The sequence below is a fragment of the Qipengyuania pelagi genome, from assembly GCF_009827295.1.
Lineage (GTDB): Bacteria > Pseudomonadota > Alphaproteobacteria > Sphingomonadales > Sphingomonadaceae > Qipengyuania > Qipengyuania pelagi.
In genome coordinates this window covers 102,004-123,682 of record NZ_WTYD01000002.1, presented here as the reverse complement: position 1 = coordinate 123,682, position 21,679 = coordinate 102,004, and the positions used below count along the sequence as shown (strand labels likewise).

At 64.8% G+C, this 21,679-nt stretch carries 20 protein-coding genes; 15 read left to right on the top strand and 5 right to left on the bottom strand.

Going from position 1 to position 21,679, the window contains the following annotated elements; genetic code table 11:
* Positions 1 to 5 precede the first annotated feature (5 nt).
* The 8 genes from pheS (at position 6) to GRI47_RS11340 (ending at position 9,515) form a co-directional block, all read left to right on the top strand.
* Positions 6 to 1,109, top strand: a complete 1,104-nt coding sequence (pheS, locus tag GRI47_RS11375) for a phenylalanine--tRNA ligase subunit alpha (RefSeq protein WP_160661504.1) — start codon at positions 6 to 8, stop codon at positions 1,107 to 1,109.
* The gene (gene pheT / locus GRI47_RS11370; protein ID WP_160661503.1) at positions 1,106 to 3,547 is read left to right on the top strand and encodes a phenylalanine--tRNA ligase subunit beta; all 2,442 of its coding nucleotides are present in this window, start codon (positions 1,106 to 1,108) and stop codon (positions 3,545 to 3,547) included. The genes pheS and pheT overlap by 4 nt, the downstream gene beginning before the upstream one ends.
* 1 nt (position 3,548) lies before the next feature.
* Complete coding sequence (locus tag GRI47_RS11365) at positions 3,549 to 4,298, top strand: SDR family NAD(P)-dependent oxidoreductase (RefSeq protein ID WP_160661502.1); 750 nt, start codon at positions 3,549 to 3,551, stop codon at positions 4,296 to 4,298.
* A 97-nt stretch (positions 4,299 to 4,395) separates the two neighbouring features.
* Complete coding sequence (locus GRI47_RS11360) at positions 4,396 to 5,931, top strand: peptide chain release factor 3 (RefSeq protein WP_160661501.1); 1,536 nt, start codon at positions 4,396 to 4,398, stop codon at positions 5,929 to 5,931.
* A gap of 115 nt (positions 5,932 to 6,046) precedes the next feature.
* Positions 6,047 to 6,916: an alpha/beta fold hydrolase gene (locus GRI47_RS11355; RefSeq protein ID WP_160661500.1), complete on the top strand. Its 870-nt coding sequence runs from the start codon at positions 6,047 to 6,049 to the stop codon at positions 6,914 to 6,916.
* Positions 6,917 to 6,920: 4 nt separating this feature from the next.
* Positions 6,921 to 7,616 (top strand): endonuclease/exonuclease/phosphatase family protein, encoded by a 696-nt coding sequence (locus GRI47_RS11350; protein WP_160661499.1) that lies wholly within the window; start codon positions 6,921 to 6,923, stop codon positions 7,614 to 7,616.
* 151 nt (positions 7,617 to 7,767) lie between these two features.
* The gene (locus tag GRI47_RS11345) at positions 7,768 to 8,106 is read left to right on the top strand and encodes a P-II family nitrogen regulator (RefSeq protein WP_160661498.1); all 339 of its coding nucleotides are present in this window, start codon (positions 7,768 to 7,770) and stop codon (positions 8,104 to 8,106) included.
* 26 nt (positions 8,107 to 8,132) lie between these two features.
* Positions 8,133 to 9,515, top strand: coding sequence for an ammonium transporter (locus GRI47_RS11340; RefSeq protein WP_160661497.1), 1,383 nt, complete (start codon positions 8,133 to 8,135; stop codon positions 9,513 to 9,515).
* A 660-nt stretch (positions 9,516 to 10,175) separates the two neighbouring features.
* Here the strand turns inward: GRI47_RS11340 and GRI47_RS11335 are convergent.
* From GRI47_RS11335 to GRI47_RS11315, 5 genes are read right to left on the bottom strand one after another with little or no spacing between them, the layout of a single operon-like run.
* The gene (locus GRI47_RS11335; RefSeq protein WP_160661496.1) at positions 10,176 to 11,759 is read right to left on the bottom strand and encodes a GMC family oxidoreductase; all 1,584 of its coding nucleotides are present in this window, start codon (positions 11,757 to 11,759) and stop codon (positions 10,176 to 10,178) included.
* 25 nt (positions 11,760 to 11,784) lie between these two features.
* A complete protein-coding gene (locus GRI47_RS11330; protein WP_160661853.1) occupies positions 11,785 to 12,735 on the bottom strand; it encodes a sterol desaturase family protein in 951 nt (316 codons plus the stop codon).
* A gap of 10 nt (positions 12,736 to 12,745) precedes the next feature.
* The gene (locus tag GRI47_RS11325) at positions 12,746 to 13,147 is read right to left on the bottom strand and encodes a hypothetical protein (RefSeq protein ID WP_202387481.1); all 402 of its coding nucleotides are present in this window, start codon (positions 13,145 to 13,147) and stop codon (positions 12,746 to 12,748) included.
* A 9-nt stretch (positions 13,148 to 13,156) separates the two neighbouring features.
* Positions 13,157 to 13,597, bottom strand: a complete 441-nt coding sequence (locus tag GRI47_RS11320; protein ID WP_160661495.1) for a protein tyrosine phosphatase family protein — start codon at positions 13,595 to 13,597, stop codon at positions 13,157 to 13,159.
* Positions 13,594 to 14,433: a TerC family protein gene (locus tag GRI47_RS11315; RefSeq protein ID WP_160661494.1), complete on the bottom strand. Its 840-nt coding sequence runs from the start codon at positions 14,431 to 14,433 to the stop codon at positions 13,594 to 13,596. Before GRI47_RS11315 ends, GRI47_RS11320 begins: the two co-directional genes overlap by 4 nt.
* Positions 14,434 to 14,714: 281 nt before the next feature.
* Between GRI47_RS11315 and GRI47_RS15200 the strand changes: the two genes are divergently transcribed.
* From GRI47_RS15200 to GRI47_RS11280, 7 genes are all read left to right on the top strand, one after another.
* Entirely contained in the window at positions 14,715 to 15,494 is a 780-nt protein-coding gene (locus GRI47_RS15200; RefSeq protein ID WP_160661493.1) for a cold-shock protein, read from the top strand.
* Between the two features lie 150 nt (positions 15,495 to 15,644).
* The gene (locus tag GRI47_RS11305) at positions 15,645 to 16,838 is read left to right on the top strand and encodes an aspartate aminotransferase family protein (RefSeq protein WP_160661492.1); all 1,194 of its coding nucleotides are present in this window, start codon (positions 15,645 to 15,647) and stop codon (positions 16,836 to 16,838) included.
* Positions 16,835 to 17,791 carry an ornithine carbamoyltransferase gene (gene argF, locus GRI47_RS11300; protein WP_160661491.1) on the top strand — a complete coding sequence of 319 codons (957 nt, stop codon included), beginning with the start codon at positions 16,835 to 16,837 and terminating at the stop codon, positions 17,789 to 17,791. Before GRI47_RS11305 ends, argF begins: the two co-directional genes overlap by 4 nt.
* Before the next feature lie 55 nt (positions 17,792 to 17,846).
* Positions 17,847 to 18,788: an Hsp33 family molecular chaperone HslO gene (gene hslO / locus GRI47_RS11295; RefSeq protein WP_160661490.1), complete on the top strand. Its 942-nt coding sequence runs from the start codon at positions 17,847 to 17,849 to the stop codon at positions 18,786 to 18,788.
* A gap of 96 nt (positions 18,789 to 18,884) precedes the next feature.
* Complete coding sequence (locus tag GRI47_RS11290; RefSeq protein WP_237452778.1) at positions 18,885 to 19,301, top strand: DUF3617 domain-containing protein; 417 nt, start codon at positions 18,885 to 18,887, stop codon at positions 19,299 to 19,301.
* A 48-nt stretch (positions 19,302 to 19,349) separates the two neighbouring features.
* A complete protein-coding gene (gene queC, locus GRI47_RS11285; RefSeq protein ID WP_419957002.1) occupies positions 19,350 to 20,048 on the top strand; it encodes a 7-cyano-7-deazaguanine synthase QueC in 699 nt (232 codons plus the stop codon).
* Between the two features lie 11 nt (positions 20,049 to 20,059).
* Positions 20,060 to 21,673: an MFS transporter gene (locus GRI47_RS11280; protein ID WP_202387478.1), complete on the top strand. Its 1,614-nt coding sequence runs from the start codon at positions 20,060 to 20,062 to the stop codon at positions 21,671 to 21,673.
* Positions 21,674 to 21,679: the final 6 nt, after the last annotated feature.

Sequence of the window (21,679 nt, the reverse complement as noted above, 5' to 3'; positions counted from 1 at the left end):
CCACGATGAGCACCGAACACGAACAACAGGTCACCGACACGCTGGAGCGGCTGCATCGCGCCGACAGCGTCGATCAGGTCGAAGCGATCCGCGTCGAGGCGCTGGGCAAGCAGGGCTGGATCAGCCAGCTGATGAAGACTCTGGGCAAGATGAGCCCCGAGGAGCGGCAGCAGGAAGCGCCCCGTATTCAGGGCCTGCGCTCACGCGTCGCCGACGCTGTCGAGGATCGCAAGGCGCTGCTGGAGGCGGCGGCGCTGGAAGCGCGATTGGCGTCCGAAACCTTGGACCTGACGCTGCCCGCACCCGCCACGCCCAAGGGCAGCGTCCACCCCGTCAGCCAGGTCATGGACGAGCTGGCGGAGATTTTCGCCGATCTCGGCTTCTCGGTCGCCACCGGACCCGAGATCGAGGACGACTGGCACAATTTCACCGCGCTCAACATGGCCGAAACACACCCCGCGCGCGCCATGCACGACACATTCTATTTTCCGGATACGGATTCCGAGGGGCGGCGGATGTTGCTCAGGACGCATACGAGTCCGGTCCAGATCCGCTCGATGGTCGCAAACGGCGCGCCGATCCGCATCATTGCGCCGGGCCGCGTCTATCGCAGCGACAGCGATGCCACGCACACGCCGATGTTCCACCAGATCGAAGGCCTCGTCATCGATCGCGACATCCATCTCGGCCATCTGAAATGGACGCTGGAGACCTTCCTCAAGGCCTTCTTCGAGCGCGACGACATCGTGCTGCGCCTGCGCCCGTCCTATTTCCCTTTCACCGAACCCAGTGTCGAGGTCGATGTGGGCTGGCAGGACGTGAATGGCAGGCGGATTCTGGGCGGCGACGGCGATGCGCCGGGCCATGGCTGGATGGAATTGCTGGGCAGCGGCATGGTCAATGCCCGCGTGATCGAATTTGCCGGGCTCGACCCTAAGGAATGGCAGGGATTCGCCTTTGGCGCCGGCATCGATCGCCTCGCCATGCTGAAATACGCGATGGACGATCTGCGCGCCTTCTTCGACGGCGATAATCGCTGGCTGACGCATTACGGCTTCTCGCCCTTCGACCAGCCGACCCTGTCCGCCGGTGTAGGAGCACGGGCATGAAATTCTCGCTCGAATGGCTGAAATATTTCCTCGAAACCGATGCGTCGGTTCAGGACATTGCCGCCACGCTCAATCGTATCGGCCACGAGGTCGAAGGGATCGAGGACCCGGCGGAAAAGCTCGCCGGTTTCCGCGTGGCCGAAGTGCTGACCGCCGGCCCGCACCCCGACGCCGACAAACTGCAGGTGCTGAGCGTTTCCACCGGCGGTGCGGAGCCCTTGCAGGTCGTGTGCGGCGCGCCGAATGCGCGTGCGGGCATGAAGGGCGTGCTCGGCCTGCCCGGTGCGGTCGTGCCCGCGAACGGGATGGAATTGCGCAAGAGCGCAATCCGCGGCGTCGAATCGAACGGGATGATGTGCTCGGTGCGCGAACTCGAACTGGGCGAGGAGCATGACGGGATCATCGAATTGCCCGATGATGCCCCGGTCGGCGCGGCGTTCGCCGATTACAGCGACGTTTCGCCCGTGTTCGACGTGGCGATCACGCCCAACCGGCCCGATTGCATGGGCGTGCTCGGCATCGCGCGCGATCTCGCGGCGGCGGGGCTGGGGACATTGAAATCGGTCACGGCTGAACGGGTCGAAGGCGAAGGCGTCGCGCCCGATATCCGTATCGAGGACGAGCAGGGTTGTCCGGCCTTCTACGCCCGCACCATTACGGGCGTGACCAACGGCCCGAGCCCGGCCTGGATGCAGCGCCGCCTCAAAGCCGCGGGCCAGCGGCCGATCAGCGCGCTGGTCGATTGCACCAATTACCTGATGCTCGCCTTCGGGCGTCCGGCGCATGTCTACGATCTCGCCAAGCTGTCCGGCCCGGTCGTCGCCCGCAAGGCGCGCGAGGGCGAGACGGTCGAGGCGCTGAACGAGAAGACCTATACGCTCGATTCCAGCATGACCGTGATCGCCGACGACACGCAGGTCCACGATATCGGCGGGATCATGGGTGGGGAGCATTCGGGTGCGACCGACGCGACCACCGACGTCCTCCTCGAAATCGCCTATTTCGATCCCGAGGCGATCGGCGTGACGGGCCGCAAGCTCGGCATTGCAAGCGATGCGCGCACACGATTCGAGCGCGGCGTCGATCCGGCCTTCCTCGATGAGGGGCTGGATATCCTGACCAGCCTCATCCTCAAGACCTGCGGCGGGACGCCCGGCGCGGTGACGCGGGCGGGTCAGCCGCCGGTCGAGCCGAAGCGGGTCGGTTTCGATCCGAAGCTGACCGCGACGCTCGGCGGTGTCGAGGTCAATCCGGTTGAGCAGGCCCGAATTTTGAACTCGCTCGGATTCTTGATCGATGGGCTGCCAGACGAACAAGTAGGTCAGCAGGTGGCGGCTCAGAAAGCCGATAGTGGCAAAACATGGCAGGTCACCTGCCCGCCGCGCCGCCACGATATCGAAGGGCCTGCCGATCTGGTCGAGGAAGTCGTGCGCATATACGGCCTCGACAAGGTCTCAAGCGTCGCTCTTCCGCGCGCGGAAGGCGTGGCCAAGGCAACCGCGTCTCCGCTCCAGCTGACCGAGCGCAAAGTGCGCCGGGCGGCGGCGGCGCGCGGGCTGAACGAGGCGGTGACCTGGAGCTTCCTGCCGGTGCGGGAAGCGGAGCATTTCGTCGACGGCGCGGATCTCTGGGTGCTCGACAACCCGATCAGCGAGGATCTGAAGGCGATGCGCCCCTCGCTGCTGCCGGGCCTGTTGATGGCGGCACGGCGCAATGCGGATCGCGGCGCCGACACCTTGCGCCTGTTCGAGATCGGCAGGCGCTATTTCCGTGGGCCAAACGGTGCGAGTGACGAGAAACCGACTCTGGGTGTCGTGTTGGCGGGCGAGAAGACGCAGCGCGGCTGGAGCGACGGCAAGGCACAAGGCTTCGATGCCTATGACGCCAAGGCGGAGGCTCTGGCCCTGCTCGAAGCGGCGGGCGCGCCGGTCGACAATCTGATGGTATTCGGGGAAGCCGGGGCGCAATTCCATCCCGGCCAGTCCGCCACCCTGCGCCTCGGGCCCAAGAACGTGCTCGCCCGCTTCGGTGCGCTGCATCCGGCAACGGTGAAGGCCTTCGACCTCGATGGGCCGGTGGTCGCAGTCGAAATCTATCTCGACGCGATCCCGGCGAAGAAGAATGCCGGGTTCGCCCGCGCAGCCTATGCGCCGCCCGCCCTGCAGGCGATCACGCGCGATTTCGCTTTCCTCGTCCCCGCCGATCTCGCAGCGGGCGATCTGGTCAAGGCGGTGCGAGGCGCGGACAAGCAGGCGATCGTCGATGCGCGCGTCTTCGACGTGTTCGCTGGCGCGGGCGTGCCCGAAGGCAAGAAATCGCTCGCTATCGAAGTCACGCTTCAACCGGACGAGAAGAGCTTCACCGAGGCCGAGATCAAGGCATTGTCCGACAAGATCGTCGCCGCTGCGAACAAGCAGGGCGCGGAGTTGAGAGGCTGATATGACCAGGACCGCATTCGTTACCGGAGCCACCGCCGGGATCGGGGAGGCGACCGTGCGCGCATTGGTCGCGGGCGGCTGGCGCTGCGTCGCGACCGGACGCCGCAAGGAACGGCTGGGCGCGCTGGTCGACGAGCTGGGCGCGGACAAGGTTCATCCGGCGGTGTTCGATGTGCGCGACGAGGATGCGATGGATCAGGCCATCGCCGCGCTTCCCGGCGCCTTTGCCGATATCGACCTGCTGGTGAACAATGCCGGGCTCGCCCAGGGGCTGAAACCCGCGCAGGAGGCCGATCTGGGCGATTGGCAGACCATGATCGACACCAATGTGACGGCGATGGTCAGGCTGACGAGGAAGCTCCTGCCCAAGCTGATCGAGCGCAGGGGCGCGATCATCGCGCTGGGCTCGGTCGCGGGGAATTACGTCTATCCCGGCGGCAATGTCTATGCCGGGTCCAAGGCCTTCGCCAACCACTTCACCCTTGCCCTGCGCGCAGACCTCCACGGCACCGGCGTGCGCGTGACGAGTATCGAGCCGGGCATGGTCGAGACCGAATTCACCCTCGTGCGCACGGGAAGCCAGCAGGCGTCCGACGATCTCTATCGCGGATCGAACCCGATGACGGGCGAGGATATCGCGATGATGATCAAATGGGTGGCCGAACTGCCGCCGCATCTCAATATCAATCGATTGGAACCGATGCCGGTCAATCAGGATTTCGCGGGCTTCCGGGTGGCGCGGGAGGATTAGCCTTCCGTCATCCCCGCGCATGCGGGGATCCAGAGCCTCAAGCGCCATGCCAGCTGGATTCCCGCCTGCGCGGGAATGACGATGACAGAGTACGATCATGACCCCTACCGCCCACAATTCGCGCCGCACCTTCGCCATCATCTCGCACCCCGACGCGGGCAAGACGACGCTGACCGAAAAACTGCTGCTGACCGGCGGGGCGATCCACCTCGCGGGCGAGGTCAAGGCGCGCGGGGCGGCGCGGCGGGCGCGGTCCGACTGGATGAAGATCGAACAGCAGCGCGGGATTTCCGTGACCAGCTCGGTCATGACATTCGAGCGTGACGGGATCACCTTCAACCTACTCGACACGCCGGGGCACGAGGATTTCTCGGAAGATACCTATCGCACACTGACAGCGGTCGATTCCGCCATCATGGTGATCGACGCGGCCAAGGGTATCGAGCCGCAGACGAGGAAGCTGTTCGAGGTCTGTCGCCTACGCAGCGTGCCGATCATCACCTTCGTCAACAAGGTCGATCGCGAGGGGCGTCCGGTCTTCGAACTGCTCGACGAGATCGCGGATATGCTGGCGCTCGATGTGAGCCCCCAGGCCTATCCGGTGGGGATGGGCGGCGAATTCCAGGGCGTGCTCGATTTTGCGACCGGCCGGGTCGCGCGGCCCGAGGGCCCGTCGAAGGAATTCAAGGGCAAGCGCGAGGCCGATGTCGAACTGCCCGAGAAAGTGGCGGAGAATGTCGAGCTGGCGCAGATCGGCTATCCCGAATTCGATCTCGACGCCTATCGCAACGGCGATCTGACGCCGGTCTATTTCGGATCGGCGCTGAAGAATTTCGGCGTCACCGAACTGATCGAGGCGATCGCGGAATTCGCGCCGCCGCCGCGTCCACAGCCCGCAGGCGAGGATACGGTCGGGCCGGAGCGCGATGAAGTCACCGGCTTCATCTTCAAGGTCCAGGCCAATATGGACCCCAATCACCGCGACCGGATCGCCTTCATGCGGCAGGTTTCGGGCACGTTCAAACGCGGCATGAAGCTGACGCCGAGCGGCCTCGGCAAGCCGATCGCGATCCATTCGCCGATCCTGTTCTTCGCGCAGGACCGCGAGCTGGCCGATACGGCGGAGGCGGGCGACATCATCGGCATCCCCAACCACGGCACCCTGCGCGTCGGCGACACGTTGAGCGAGACCAACAAGGTCCGTTTCACCGGCCTGCCCAATTTCGCGCCGGAAATCCTGCGCCGCGTCCAGCTGCGCGATCCGACCAAGACCAAGCAGCTGAGGAAGGCGCTCGACGATCTTTCGGAAGAGGGCGTGATCCAGGTCTTCTATCCCGAGATCGGCGCGCAGTGGATCGTCGGCGTGGTCGGCCAGTTGCAATTGGACGTGCTCGTCTCGCGCCTGTCGGCGGAATACAAGGTGGAGGCTGCGCTCGAAGCCGCGCCCTTCGCCACCGCGCGCTGGGTGTCGGGCGATGCCAAGGCCCTCGACCAGTTCGAAAGCTTCAACCGCGCCAATCTCGCCAAGGATCGCGACGGGGACCTCGTCTTCATGGCCAAGAGCCCGTGGGATGTCGGCTATCAGGAAGAGAAGAACCCGGAGCTGAAATTCTCGGCGACGAAGGAGCGATAGGACCTTTCGTCATTCCCGCGCAGGCGGGAATCGAGCAAGGCTTGGCGGTCTATGGGCTTGGGTCCCCCGCCTGCGCGGGGATGACGAACGGATTGGAGGCGGATAGATAGCACGGATGACTCTCACCGGACCCACTTCGCAGACCTTCGTCTCGCAGCGCCTGCGCCTCAATTACCTCGACTGGGGCGATCCCGAAAAACCGCTGCTGATGCTCGTCCATGGTGGGCGCGATCATGCGCGCAGCTGGGACTGGGTGGCGGAAGAACTGCGCGAGGACTGGCACGTCGTCGCCTTCGACCATCGCGGCCACGGCGATTCGGACTGGGTGAGCGATGGGAATTATCAGGTTCAGGACATGGTCTACGACCTTGCCCAGCTCGTCCATCAACTGGGCGACCGTGAGGTCACCATCGTCAGCCACTCGATGGGCGGCAATGTCGCGCTGCGCTATGCCGGGACCTTTCCCGACAAGGTCCGCAAGATCGTCGCCATCGAAGGGCTCGGCCCCAGCCCCAAGCGGCAGGAGGAAATGCGCGCCGATCCCTATCCGCAGCGCATGGCCGAATGGATCGAGAAGAAGCGCGCCGCCGCCGCGCGAAGCCCACGCAAATACGAAACGATCGAGGCGGCGTTTGCGCGCATGATCGAGGAGAACAGCTACCTCACCGAGGCGCAGGCCCGCCATCTGACGCTGCACGGAGTCACCCGCAACGAGGACGGCACCTATAGCTGGAAGTTCGATCCGCATCTGAATGTCTGGCATGTCGAGGATGTCGCGGACGAATTCCTCCACCAGACCTGGGCCGCGATCAGCGCGCCCACCCTGCTGCTCTATGGGGCGGACAGTTGGGCCTCCAACCCGGAAGGCGACGGGCGGCTGGAGCATTTCGCGAATGCGCGGGTGATCGAGTTCGAGAATGCGGGCCACTGGCTCCATCACGACCAGTTCGATCGCTTCATGAAAACCTTGCGCGACTTCCTCTGAGCGCGTGAAGCTCACTTTCGCCAGCTACAACATCCACAAGGCCGTCGGCGTCGATCGCAGGCGCGACCCCGACCGGATCATATCCGTGCTGCGCGAAATCGATGCCGATGTCATCGCCTTGCAGGAAGCGGATCTGCGCCTCGGCGAGCGGGCGAGCGTGCTGCCCAAGGCGCTGCTCGACGATACCCCCTGGCGCGTGGTTCCTTTGGCGAAGCGACCGCGCAGCATCGGCTGGCACGGCAATGCCATCTTGGTGCGGCGCGATATGGATATCGAGAGCGGCGAGGCGCTGGACCTGCCGACGATCGAGCCGCGCGGCGCGGCAAGTGCGGTGCTGCGGCACGACGGTGCGATCTTTCGCATCATCGGCACGCATCTCGACCTGTCGGGTCTGCGCCGCCGCGCCCAGGTCCGCGCGCTGCTGAAATTCGTGAGCGAATGCGAGGGCGACTGCCCCACCGTGATCGCGGGCGATTTCAACCAATGGGGCCGCAGCACCGGCGCGATGCGCGAATTCGGCGATGGTTGGACGCTCGTCACGCCCGGAGCGAGCTTCCCCAGCCGCAAGCCGATCGCCCGGCTCGACCGGCTGGTCGCCTCCGCCCATTTCCGCGTGATCGCAAGCGGCGCGCATCATACCGCCCTGTCCGCGATCGCATCGGACCATCTGCCTGTCACGGTGGCGCTAGAGCTGCCTTAAATTTAGGCACGAGCTTATTCGTTAAACAAAGGTTATCGAAACGCGCAGGCGCAGTGCGTTGTTATTGCGCGGTTTCAGGGTTTGGCACACGTTTTGCTGCACTTGCGAGAGCCGGGAACGGGCCCGGCCTTTGACAAGGGGGATGCGCGACGTGAAATACATCATCGCCGTCATCAAGCCGTTCAAGCTCGACGAGGTGCGCGAAGCGCTCGGCGCGATCGGTGTTGCTGGCATGACCGTTTCGGAAGTGAAGGGTTTCGGGCGCCAGAAGGGCCAGACCGAAATCTATCGCGGCGCCGAATATTCGACCAACATGCTGCCCAAGGTGAAGCTGGAGATCGCCGCGAGCGACGATCTGGCGCCCCAGGTCGTCGAAACGATCCAGCAGACCGCCAGCACCGAAGCCATCGGGGATGGCAAGATCTTCGTGCTCGACCTCGCCGCCGCGACGCGCATCCGCACCGGCGAAACGGGAGACACCGCGCTATGACCTGCGTCACGAACATGGGAGTCACCATGATCCGCACACCTTTCGTCCGCGCCGCTTCGATCGGCACTGCTCTTCTGGCCGGGGCATCCTCGGCCATCGCGACGGCGCAGGAAGCCGTTCAGGAAGCGGTTGACGGCGTCACCGGATCGCCCATCGCCGGCGCGACCGCGGAAGCCGCCGCAGCCGTGCCCAATCCCGGTAACAATGCCTGGATGATGACATCCACCATTCTGGTCCTGCTGATGATCCTGCCGGGCCTCGCGCTGTTCTATGGCGGCCTGACGCGGTCCAAGAACATGCTCTCCACCCTGACGCAGGTGGGCGCGACTGCCGCGCTCGCGATGCTGATCTGGGTGATGTGGGGCTATTCGACCGCTTTCGGACCCGAAGGCAACGCCTTCTTCAGCTGGGGCAACGCCTTCCTGACCGGCACCAATGCCGACAGCACGGCGGCGACCTTCAGCGACGAGGTCATCAGCGAATACGTCTTCATCAGCTTCCAGATGACCTTCGCGGCCATCACCGCAGCCCTCATCCTGGGCGCCACGGCGGAGCGGATGAAGTTTTCCGCCATGATGGTGTTCGTGCCGATCTGGCTGACCATCGTCTATTTCCCGATCGCGCACATGGTGTGGGCGACCGGCGGTCTCCTGTTCGATGCGGGCGCGCTCGATTTCGCGGGCGGCACCGTGGTCCACATCAATGCCGGTGTCTCCGGCCTGGTGCTGGCCATGATGCTCGGCAAGCGTCGCGGCTATCCCGCCGAACCGATGCCGCCGCACAGCCTCGTGATGACCATGATCGGCACGGGCCTTCTCTGGGTGGGCTGGTTCGGCTTCAACGCCGGGTCGGAACTCGAGGCCGACGGTGTCGCCGGTCTGGCCATGATCAACACCTTCGTCGCCACCGCGGCAGGTGCGCTGACCTGGATGGTGATCGAGAAGCTGGCCGGCCACAAGGGCAGCGCGCTGGGCTTCTGTTCGGGTGTGATCGCGGGCCTCGTCGCCGTGACGCCCGCAGCGGGCAATAGCGGCCCGTTCGGCGCGATCCTGCTCGGCATCGTTGCCTCGGCGGTCTGCTACTTCTTCGTCGCCAAGGTGAAGACCAAGTTCGGCTACGACGACAGCCTCGATGCTTTCGGCATTCACGGCATCGGCGGCGTGGTCGGCGCGATCGGCACCGGCATCGTGGTCCAGCCCTTCATCGGCGGACCCGGCGATGGCGAAGTCGGCACGCTGGCGCAGGTTCTGATCCAGCTCGAAGGCGTGGTCGTCACCATCGTCTGGGCGGCGGTCGGCACCTTCATCGCCGGCATGATCGCCAAGCTCGTCACCGGCCTGCGCGTCTCGGAAGAGGACGAGGTCAACGGCCTCGACATCGCCGAGCACGGAGAGCGGGCCTACAACTGAGTATCACCGAATTGGCGGGGCGTGGGGTTTCTCTCTCCTCTCTCTCCTACCTCTCTCCCCGCCAACCCTTGTTCCTCCTGCGAACATGAGACTGAGGGCCGAGGCGATGCCTCGGCCCTTTTTTTGTTTGGTTTTGTGTTGCGAACCCGCCTCCGCGGGTTCGTCCTCGGTGCTGTTCCCTTCGCTTCGCTACGGGGCACCTGCGGGCGCGCGGTCGCGCTTGCAGTCCGCTGGTCGCGGACCGGACCATTCCCAGCTTTAAGCCTTAGTCGCGGAGTACGGACCCGCCAAGTCCGCAAGGGCGACTGCCCGCCCGCAGCGCCGATAGGCGCGAGGATATCGCGAGCGCGGACGCGCTTGCGCAAAACAAAAACTCTCGGACCCGCCGGGTCCGCAAGGCCGACTGGCCGCCCGCAGCGCCGTCAGGCGCGAGGATATCGCGAGCGCGGACGCGCTTGCGCAAAACAAAACCTCTACGCTCGTTCCCTGGTGCCCGCGCTCTCGGCTTGGCCACCCGACATCGAGAGCGACCCTCCCAACCTCGTCATCCCCGCGTAGGCGGGGATCCAGCTAGCGCGGCTGATGCAGGCCTGGACCCCCGCCTGCGCGGGGGTGACGGGTTTTATGAGACCATGCGCACCACCACGCAGGACCCTGAATTCATCCCAGCGCGTACTTCACGAAATCCGCGCATCTTTCGCCGATCATGATGCTGGGCGCATTGGTGTTGCCGCTGACGAGCCTTGGCATCACGCTCGCATCGGCGACCCACAGCCCCTCGATACCGCGAACCTTCAGCTTGGGATCGACCACGCTGTCCGCATCCGACCCCATGCGGCAGGTGCCGACCGGGTGATAGACCGTGTCGGCGCGGTTGCGGATGAGGTCGTCGAGCGCCGCATCGTCGTCGAGATCGACCGGATAGCGGTCCTTCGGTTCGAACGCCTGCATCGCGGGCGCATCGACGATCCGGTGCGACAGGCGCACGCCCTTTCTCAGCACGGCGAGATCGCGGTCGTCGTCGAGGAAATTCGGATCGATCACGGGCGCATCGCCCGCGCGCCTGCTGGCGAGCCGCACGCTCCCCCGGCTTTCGGGGCGCAGGACGCAGGCATGGAGCGAGAAGCCGTGCCCCTTCACCTTGGTCCGCCCGTGATCCTCCAGCATGGCGGGAACGAAGTGCCACTGGATGTCGGGCGCGGGCGCATCGTGCATCACAGTCCAGAATCCGCCTGCCTCGGCATAGGGGGTGGTCATGATCCCGGTACGATGGCGGCGATGCTCGATCAGCGCCTTGGCCATCCGCATCGTGCCCTTCAGGCTGTCGCCGAAAAACCCGTCATCATGGCTTTCCCAGCTCGAGACGTAGTCGATGTGGTCCTGAAGGTCCGACCCGACCGCATCGCAGGCGCGCTGCACCGTAATCCCATGCTCGTTAAGGTGATCCCCCGGCCCGATGCCCGACAGCATCAGGATCTGCGGCGAATTGAAGGCGCCCGCGCTCATCACCACACCCCCGCGGGCGCGCACGGTGCGCTGGCGGTCGCCAGCCGAATAGGTCACGCCGGTAACGCGCCCATCGTCGATTTCCACCTTCTGGACGGTGACCCCGATCCGCACGTCGAGATTGCGCGATTTGCGCAGCGGTTCGACATAGCCGCGCGAGGCCGACCAGCGCTCGCCATCCTTCTGGGTCACCTGATAGAGCCCGAAACCTTCCTGCTTCGCGCCGTTGAAGTCGCGATTCTGCGGCAATTGGAGCTGCGTCGCGGCCTCGACGAAGGCATGGCTGCCGGGATTGACCGCGCTCTGGTCACTCACCCACAGGGGGCCGGATGCGCCGTGATACTCGTCGGCCCCGCGCACATTGTGTTCGGCGCGCTTGAAATAGGGGAGCACGTCATCATAGCTCCACCCGTCGCACCCCAGCGCGGCCCAATTGTCGTAATCGTAGCGGTTGCCGCGGATATAGATCATGGCGTTGATCGCCGACGATCCGCCCAGCCCCTTGCCGCGCGGCTGATAGCCTCGCCGTCCGTTCAGCCCCTTCTGGGGCACGGTTTCGTAGCGATAATTGATCTTCGGCCCGGTGAAGGCGAGCATGGCGGGGGTCTTTACCCCGAACGTGTCGTTGCGCCCGCCCGCCTCAAGCAGGCAGACGCTGTACCCAGCCTCGGCCAAACGGCCCGCGACCGCGCAACCGCCGCTGCCGCCGCCGACCACGATGACGTCGAATTCGTCCATTTTCTCTCTCCCTCGAGGAGAGAGGTTAGGTAGGCTTTCCCGTCTCGGCAATCGCGTTTTCGACTGCAACCTTGTTTGCGGCAACCTTATTGGCGGCTGGCGATCGCGCGATCCAGTCCGCGCGGATCTGGTCCGAGGTCTGGCGGCTGCCGTCATGGCTCCAGCCCGGTTCGCGCAGGAGATAGGACAGCTTATGCCGCCACGGCGCGCGGCGAACATCCTCGGCGATGCCGATCCATTCGTGGAACACAGCCCAGATCAGATTGAAGCTGCCGAGCTGTTTGACGATCCCGTAGCGGATTTTTTCGTCGTCGCGTTCGGCCTCGAACGTGCCGAACAGCCGGTCCCAGATGATGAAGACGCCCGCATAATTGCGGTCGAGATAGCGGGGGTTGGTGGCGTGGTGGACGCGGTGGTGGCTGGGCGTGTTCATCACCGCTTCGAACCAGCGCGGCATCCTGTGGATCGCTTCGGTGTGAATCCAGAACTGGTAGATGAGGTTGAAGCCCGCGCAGATCGCGATCATCCCCGGGTGGAAACCGATCAGCACCAGCGGCAGCTTGAACGCGAAGCCCAGCGTCAGGAACCCGGTCCAGGTCTGGCGCAGCGCGGTCGACAGATTGTAGTGCTGGCTGGAATGGTGGTTGACGTGGCTCGCCCAGAACCAGCGCACCCTATGGCCGAAGCGATGGACCCAGTAATAGGCAAGATCGTCGAGCACGAAGCACAGGGCGAAGGCCCACCAGCTCCACCCGATATCGAACAGGCGGAACTGCCATGCCCACAGGAACAGGGCGAGGAAGAGGCCGCCGGTCAGCAACCCGGCCACCGTGCTGCCCAATCCGAAGGCGAGGCTGGTGAGCGTGTCGCGCGGCTCGTAAGCCTCGCGCCTTTTGCGCCAGGCCCAGATCATCTCGATCAGAACCAGCGCGACGAAGCCGGGCACGGCGAGTTCGGTGGGCGAGAAATCCGGCATGACCGCGCGATCATAGGCGCGCGATCGCATCTCTCCAAGCTTCGGGCTGATCGATAGCCAGCCGCACCACGCCATAGCGCCGCTCGCCGCTGTCGACGATCAGCGCGCCGTCCTCGATCCGCGCGCTCGCCATGTCGCCGAGCAGGCGTCCGGCGAAATGCGATCCGTGCTGGCGCAGGAGGAGGATGCGACCCTCATCATCGCGAAGGAGAGCAGCTTCGCCACCCCGATCTCTGGCCACCGCGATCGGCACGAATCCGTCCAGCGCCTCGGCGCCTGCCTCGCGGGCCGCATCGTCGCTATCAAGCCTGCGCCGTGGGCCCAGCTTCAGTGACCAGGCAATGCCCGCCAGCAGCAATATCGCACCGAGCGAGCCCGCAAACTGCAGGAGATCGGGCGGAATGTCCGTCATTCGCCGCCTTCAGGATCCGGCGCGCGCGGCAAGCTGCTCCATCGCCGGGCGGACCGGGGAGACATCGTAGCCGGCCTGCGCCGCGTCGCCTGCAATCCCGTCGAGGTCGCGGCCCTTATGCGCCTGGGCAAGCGACCAGAGCAAGGTCGAGCGTGTGCCGGTGCGGCAGAAGCCCAGCACCGGGCCGGTCGCCTGGTCGAGCACGGCGGACAGCTTCTCGACATCATCCAGCCCGAAGCCGTTCGGTCCGATCGGGATCGCGGTATAGGCAAGGCCCGCCTCTTCCGCGGCCTTGCGGATCGTGTCGCCCGCCGGTTGATCGGCCGCTTCGCCATCGGGGCGGTTGTTGACCACCGCGACGATACCCGCCGCCTTCGCGCGGGCGATATCGGAAGGTTCGATCTGGCCGGCGGCGAAGAAACCATCGGCGATCGGTTTGAATTCACTCATGCTGCGTTCTCCCTAGCGGCATTGGTCATGGCGGCGCGCTTTTTCCTGCGGCGGTTACGCTGGACGATGTTGAGGATTTCGACCCCGACCGAGAAGCCCATCGCGGCGTAGATATAGCCCTTGGGCACGTGGAATCCGAACCCGTCCGCGATCAGCACGACGCCGATCATCACGAGGAAGGCGAGCGCGAGCATCACCAGCGTCGGGTTCTTCTCGATGAAGCGCGCCAGGGGATCGGCGGCGATCATCATGATCGCGACGGTGATGACGACGGCGGCAACCATGATCGGAATATCGTCGGTCATGCCCACGGCAGTCAGGATCGAATCGACCGAGAAGACCAGATCGATCGCCACGATCTGCGCGATCACGGTGCCGAAGCTGGCCTTTACCGCATCGCCCACCGTGGGCGTCTTGTCCGGCGTCTTGTCGAGCAGATCGCCCGAATCGTCTTCCGGCTCCATCGAATGGTGGATTTCCTTGGTCGCCTTCCACAGCAGGAACAGGCCACCGACCAGAAGGATCAGGTCGCGGCCCGAAAAGGCGGTATCGAAGCTCGGCTCGCCATAATCGTTGGGTGCGCCCTGGATGCCGAGATCGAAAAGGGGCGTCTGCAACGTCACCAGCCAGCCGATCAGCATCAGCATCCCGATCCGCATGACCAGGGCCAGAGACAGGCCGATTCGACGTGCGCGCTGCTGTTGATGCTCGGGCAGTTTATTCGACAGGATCGCGATGAAGATCAGATTGTCGATCCCGAGTACGACCTCGAGCGCGATGAGCGTCAGCAGAGCGAGCCAGGCCGCCGGGTCCGACAAGAGCGAGAGAATGTCCATGAATTGCAAATGCCTGCCCTGATGCGGTGATGCAATCGCCAAACGCGCAGGCTTATCAAGCTTCCCAAAGTTAGCGCGACGCTTGCCGATACTATCCCGAAAGTGCGCGATTTCGTTCATCTGCGCTAAATCGTTCGCGTCCCGTTCGATTTGCCGCTATGGGGGAATCGATAATGGGGCGGATTTGCCTTTTCGGGCATCGCCGCCCCGCGCCGGTTCGCATTCGCGGCCCTCGATCCGGCGCACTCACGACGGGGCGGCGCAAAGGTATGTTTTGAATTATGGGTTACGATAAAGGCCGTCGACGGGGACGGGACAAGCGCGACGGAATCGGCGAAGATTACGATCCCTTCGGCGGCCCTCCGGGGGGCGGTTTCGGCGGTGACGATCGCGGCGGTTACGGCGGCGGCGGTTACAGCGGCGGCGGTGGCGGCGGCTATCGCGGCGGCGGCGGTGGCGGCGGTTACCGTGGCGGAGGCGGCTTCGGCGGTGACGATCGTGGCGGCTTCGGCAGCGGCGGCGGCGGTGGTTTCCGCGGCGGTGGCGGTGGCGGCGGTGGAAACCGTATGCCCGCACAGGTCGTCGGCACCGGCAAGGGAACGGTCAAGTTCTTCAACGCCCAGAAGGGTTTCGGCTTCATCCAGCAGGATGGCGGCGGCGAAGATATCTTCGTCCACATCAGTGCCGTCGAACGCGCCGGCCTCGAAGGCCTGGGCGAAGGCCAGGAACTGGAATTCAATCTCGTCGATCGCGGTGGCAAAGTGTCGGCGCAGGATCTTCAGATCGTGGGTGACGTGGTGCCCGCTGGCAATGCCGGTGGCCCGCCCAAGCGCGAAGTGACGGGTGAGAAGGCGACCGGGACGGTCAAGTTCTTCAACGCGATGAAGGGCTTCGGCTTCCTGACGCGCGACGATGGCCAGCCCGACGCGTTCGTGCACATCAGCGCGGTCGAGCGTTCCGGCCTCGCCGGGATCAATGAAGGCGAGCGTTACACCTTCGATCTCGAAGTCGACCGACGCGGCAAGTACTCGGCGGTCAATCTGGTCCCCGCTTCCGACTGAGAAGCGGACCGGGCTGGTCCCGCTCCCGGTTTGACCGGGCAGGCGTGAGACCATAGAACGCCGAGCAAACGAGAATGGCGGTTCCTCTCGGGGGCCGCCATTTCTCGTTCGGGAGCCTATCGAACCAATCGAATTTTACCGGAGAACCCCATGTCGATTTCGCCGCTGATGCCCGTCTATCCCCGCTGTGGCGTGCGCCCCGTTCGCGGTGAGAACTGTCATCTGATCGACGAGGACGGCACGCGCTATCTCGATTTCGCCAGCGGCATCGCGGTCAATCTCCTTGGCCATTCGCATCCCGCCCTGATCGGCGCGATCCAGCGTCAGGCGGAAACGCTGATGCACGTTTCCAATCTCTATGGCAGTCCGCAGGGCGAGAAGCTGGCGCAGAGCCTGGTGGATGCGACCTTTGCCGATACGGTCTTCTTCACCAATTCGGGGGCCGAGGCGGTGGAATGCGCGATCAAGACCGCGCGCGCCTATCACCAGCACGCGGATGGCGATGCCAACCGCACCGAGCTGATCACCTTCACCAACGCCTTCCACGGCCGCACCATGGCGACGATCAGCGCCTCCAATCAGGAAAAGATGCACAAGGGCTTCCAGCCCCTTCTGCCCGGCTTCGTCTATTGCGAGTTCGACGATCTCGAGGCCGCCAAGGCGCTGATCGGGCCGAAGACGGCGGGCTTTCTGGTCGAACCCATCCAAGGAGAGGGCGGCATCCGCCCGGCCAGCCAGGAATTCATGAGCGGCCTGCGCGCCCTCTGCGACGAGCACGATCTGATGCTGGTGCTGGACGAGGTCCAGTGCGGCGTCGCGCGCACCGGCAAGATGTATGCCCATGAGCATTACGGGATCGAGCCGGACGTGATGGCCAGCGCCAAGGGCATTGGCGGCGGCTTCCCGCTCGGCGCCTGTCTCGCCACCGAGAAAGCGGCGCGTGGCATGGGATTCGGCACGCATGGATCGACCTATGGCGGCAATCCGCTGGCGATGGCGGCTGGCCAGGCCGTGATGGACACGGTCGCCAATGACGAATTTCTCGCCGAGGTTACGGCCAAGGGCGAACGGCTGCGGGCACGGCTCGAACAATTCATCGGCAATTATCCCGACCTGTTCGATTGCGTGCGCGGCATGGGGCTGATGCTGGGCATCCGCATGAAGGTGGAAAGCCGGCCCTTCTTCGTCCACCTGCGCGACAATCATAAGCTCCTGACTGTCGCGGCGGGCGATCAGACCCTGCGCGTCCTGCCCCCGCTGGTGGCGGACGAGGCCGAATTCGACGAATTCCTCGACAAGCTTTCCGCCGGCGCGGCGAGCTACGATCCGGCGGTGGCTGCATGACGGGCGGCGCACTCGACCTCGCGCCCTCCGTGCGCAATTTCCTCGACCTGTCGGATGCGGGCGGAGATGTGATTGCCGCGATGATCGGCGATGCGGTGGACCGCAAGGCGGCGCGCAAGGGCTGGCCGAAGGGGAAGCCCGACGCGGATGCGCCGCTGGCGGGTCATGTGCTGGGGATGATCTTCGAGAAAGCCTCCACCCGCACCCGCGTCAGCTTCGATATCGGGATGCGGCAATTGGGCGGCAGCGCGCTGATCCTCGACGCGGGCACCAGCCAACTGGGCCGGGGCGAGAGCATCGCCGACACTGCGCGTGTCCTCAGCCGGATGGTGGATGCGATCATGATCCGCACCGACGATCATGCGAAGGCGGAAGAGCTAGCCCACCACGCCCACGTGCCCGTCATCAACGGCCTGACCGATCGTTCGCATCCCTGCCAGATCGTCGCCGACCTGCTGACGCTGGTCGAACACGGAAAGGCTCTGCCAGGCCTCGAGATCGCCTGGTTCGGCGATGGGAACAACGTGCTCCATTCGATTCTCGAAGCGGCGGGGCTGATGAAGTTCAACGTCCGCGTGGCGACGCCTCAGGGCTATGAGCCGGAAGCGGAGTTCGTGGATATGGCGCGCGCGGGCGGAGCCACGATCACGCTGACGCAGGATGCTCGCGCGGCGGCCGAGGGCGCGGACGTACTCGTCACCGACACCTGGGTGTCGATGGGCCAGACCCATGCCGAGGACAAGCTCAAGGCCATGGAGCCCTTCAGGATCGATGCGCCGCTGATGGGCGTGGCGAAATCCGATGCCCTGTTCCTGCACTGCCTTCCCGCCCATGTCGGCGACGAGGTGAGCGAAGAGGTCTTCGAAGGATCGCAATCCGTGGTCTTCGACGAGGCGGAGAACCGCATCCACGCGCAGAAATCCATTTTGCGCTGGTGTTTCGGCCAGATCTGAAGCGGGTTTGCGTGATGGCCTTTCCAGCGGAGGGATCGGTCACCATATGGGGTGGATGACGGACAAGACCCCCGCTCCCACGCATTCCCCCGAACCCGCTGACAAACCCGCGCTGCCCGAGATTTTTGCCGGTCAGGTGCTGGGCTTCATGATTCCGTCGCAACACGCGCGCGGTCGTGCCGTGCGGCTGGATGCCGTGTTGGACGAGATTCTCTCGGCGCACGATTATCCGCCGCCGATCACGCATCTGCTGGCAGAAGCGCTGGTGCTGATCGCGCTGATCGGATCGCTGCTGAAGGAGGAGGGCGCGCAAGTCACCATGCAGGCCCAGACCGATGCCGGTCCGGTGAGCCTCCTCGCCTGCGATTACAAGGACGGTGATCTGCGCGGCTATGTCGATTTCGACGCCGATCGCCTGACCGAACTGGGTGCGAACCCGTCGCTATATGCGCTGTTCGGGAAAGGCTATCTCGCGTTGACCTTCGACCTGCCGGGCGAGCGGGGCCGGTATCAGGGCATCGTGCCGCTGGAAGGCGATAGTCTCGCGGATGCCTGCCAGAGCTATTTCATCCAGTCTGAGCAGGTCCCCACGCTGATCCGCGTCGCGATCGCGTCGGGAACGGATGGATGCACGGCTGCGGGGCTGCTGGTACAGCACCTGCCCGATGGCGAGGAAGGGCGCGAACGCCTTCATGTCCGGCTGGACCACCCGGAATGGGAACACGTCGCGGTGATGGCCGGATCGATCAAGCACGAGGAACTGCTCGACCCGGCGCTGTCGATGGATGCGATCGTGTGGCGGCTGTTCCACGAAGAGGACGAGGTGCGCGTGACCCGCGGCCCCGTGCTGGCGCGCGGATGCCGCTGCACGGCCGAGCATTACGAGAAACTGCTGGCGCGCTTTCCCGAAAGCGATCGTCAGGAGATGCGCAACGAGGACGGGATCATTCTCGTCGATTGCGCATTCTGTTCGCGGAGCTTCCCGATCGCGGCCTGACGGCCTGTCGAAGCGAGACGCTTTTTCATCGATCGAGAGGACAATCGACGCGATTTCGCCTACAAGAGTGGGGTGGTCGCGGATCGGAGAATGGCCATGGCCAAACCTTTGCGCATTCTTGGCACTTGCGGCGCGCTGATGCTCGGCATCGTGACCGGGGCAATGACGTTCGCGCCTGCAACGGCGCAGTCTTCGCTCGGCATGTTGTCGAAGCTCGATCGCGGATTATGGGAAGTCACGACCCGCGGCGGCAGGTCGGTGCGCTCGATCTGCGTGCGCGACGGAAGCGAGCTGGTCCAGCTTCGCCATCGCGGCGCAGCCTGCAATCGCTTCGTCGTCGAAGATGCTGCGAACGAGATCACCGTCCAATATACCTGCCGTGGCGACGGATATGGCCGCACGAACATCCGGCGCGAAACGAATGCACTGGCGCAGATCGACAGCCAGGGCATCGAAGGCGGCAGGCCGTTTCAGTTCGCGGCCGAGGCGCGCCGCGTCGGTGCCTGCCGCTGAGACTTGTGGCCGCAGTCCCACCGGCGTAGCGCCGCCTGCATGACCGATATGCCAGACAATCCGAAAGCCGCCGTGATCCTGCTCTCGGGCGGGCTCGATTCGATGGTCGTCGCCGCCCTGGCGCGCGAGCAGGGTTACGCGGTGCACGCGCTCAGTGTGGATTACGGACAAAGGCACCGTCGCGAGCTTCAGTCCGCGCGCGATATCGGCAGGCGTTTGGGCGTGACCCGTCACGTCGAACTGCCGCTCGATCTGCGCCAATTCGGCGGTTCGGCGCTGACCGACGATATCGCCGTGCCGAAATCGGGGGTGGAGGACGATGCGATCCCCGTGACTTATGTGCCCGCGCGCAATCTCGTTTTCCTGGCCCTGACCACTGCTTTCGCGGAGGCGAGCGGCGCGGGCGACATCTTCATCGGGGTGAATGCGCTCGATTATTCCGGTTACCCGGATTGCCGCCCCGAATTCATCGCCAGCTTCGCCGAGACGGCACGTTTGGGAACGAAGCAGGGCGTCGAGGGCAGACCCTTCACGATCCACGCGCCGCTGCAATTCATGACCAAGGCCGATATCGCGCGCGAGTGCCACAGGCTCGGCCTCGATCCCGCCTGGAGCTGGTCGTGCTACGATCCCGCGCCCGAAGGAATCGCCTGCGGCGTATGTGATTCCTGCCGTTTGCGGCGAAAAGGCTTTGCCGAGGCGGGCCTAACCGATACCACTCCTTACAAACAGGACATGACGGGATAGGGAGAGAAGGCTTGAGCGAGATCGAAGAGGTCGTGCAGCCGGAAAAGGCGCCAGTCGATCCGAACGCCAAGGTGCCTTCGTATAGCTGGTATGCGCTGGGCGTGCTGGTGCTGGTCTATGTGCTGAATTTCATCGACCGGCAGATCCTCTCGATCCTCGCAAACGACATCAAGGCCGATCTGGGCGTCGCGGACGATTATCTCGGCTTCCTCTACGGCACCGCCTTCGCCGTCTTCTATGCCCTGTTCGGTATTCCGCTCGGCAAGCTGGCCGACAGCTGGAAGCGTGTTCGTCTGATGGCTGTTGGCCTGACCTTGTGGTCGGCGATGACGGCGCTGTCCGGCTTCGCCAAGAACGCGGGCACCCTGACGGCGGCGCGGATCGGCGTGGGCGTGGGCGAGGCGACCGCCAGCCCTTCGGCCTATTCGCTGATTTCGGACTGGTTCCCGGCCCGCCTGCGTGCGACCGCCCTCGCGATCTATTCCTCCGGCCTCTATATCGGCGGCGGCATCTCCATCTGGATCGGCGCGCTGGTGGTGGAGAACTGGAACGCGGCCTATCCCGATGGCGGGCCTCTCGGCCTCGCCGGATGGCAGGCGGCCTTTCTCTCGGTAGGTATTCCAGGCCTGTTGCTGGCCTTGTGGGTTATGACCCTTCGCGAACCCGTCCGTGGCGCGATCGATGGGATGCCGACACCTGAAAATCCGCACCCCTTCAAAGGGTTCGTGGAAGAACTTTTGCAGGTGATTCCGCCCTTCACCCTGCTGGGCGCCGCACGGCGCGGGATGGGCGCTCTGGCCATCAACGTGGTCGCGGCGATCGGTTTCGGGGCACTGGCCATGGGTCTCTCACGGCTGACGGCGGGCGCGACCTCGTCGCTCGTTCCCGGCGTTGCCGACCAGTGGCTGTTTCTCGGCGTCGGCTATTACGCGGTCTTCAGCTGGGCCGTGGCGCTGCGTTCGCGCGACCTGCCGACCTTCCGCCTGACCTGGGGCTCGCCCGCCTTCATGACAGTGGTGCTGGGATACGGCACGGTCGCTTTCATGTCCTATGCCGCGTCCTATTGGGGTGCCCCCTATGCAGAACGGAATCTGGGTGCGGCAAAGACCGAGCTGGGGTGGCTGTTGGGAATGCCCGCCGCACTCGCCGGTTTCCTTGGCGTGATCCTGGGCGGGCGGATGGCCGATTTCCTGCTCGAACGCTTCCCCAATGGGCGCGTCATGGTGATCCTCTTCGGCCTGGTCGTTTCGATCCCGCCGGTGGTGGTCGCCTATACGACCGATAGCCTGCCCGTATTCTACATCGCGAGCTTCCTGGCGCAGATGATCTCCGCTTCGGCGTTGGGTGCCGCGGCTGCGAGCAGTCAGGCGCTGGTTCTGCCGCGTATGCGCGGCATGGCGACGGCGATCTTCTTCCTGTCGACCACGCTTATCGGGCTGGGTATCGGACCCTTCCTGGCGGGTTATGTCTCGGCGGTGAGCGAAGGCGGATTGAGCACGGGGATGCTGACGACCCTCTCGGTCGCGCCCATCGGCCTCGTCATGCTGCTGCTGGCGCTCAAACTGGTGCCGGCGGCGGGGTCGAGCGTAGTGGAACGGGCACGCGAAGCAGGCGAGGCGGTCTGAGACCAC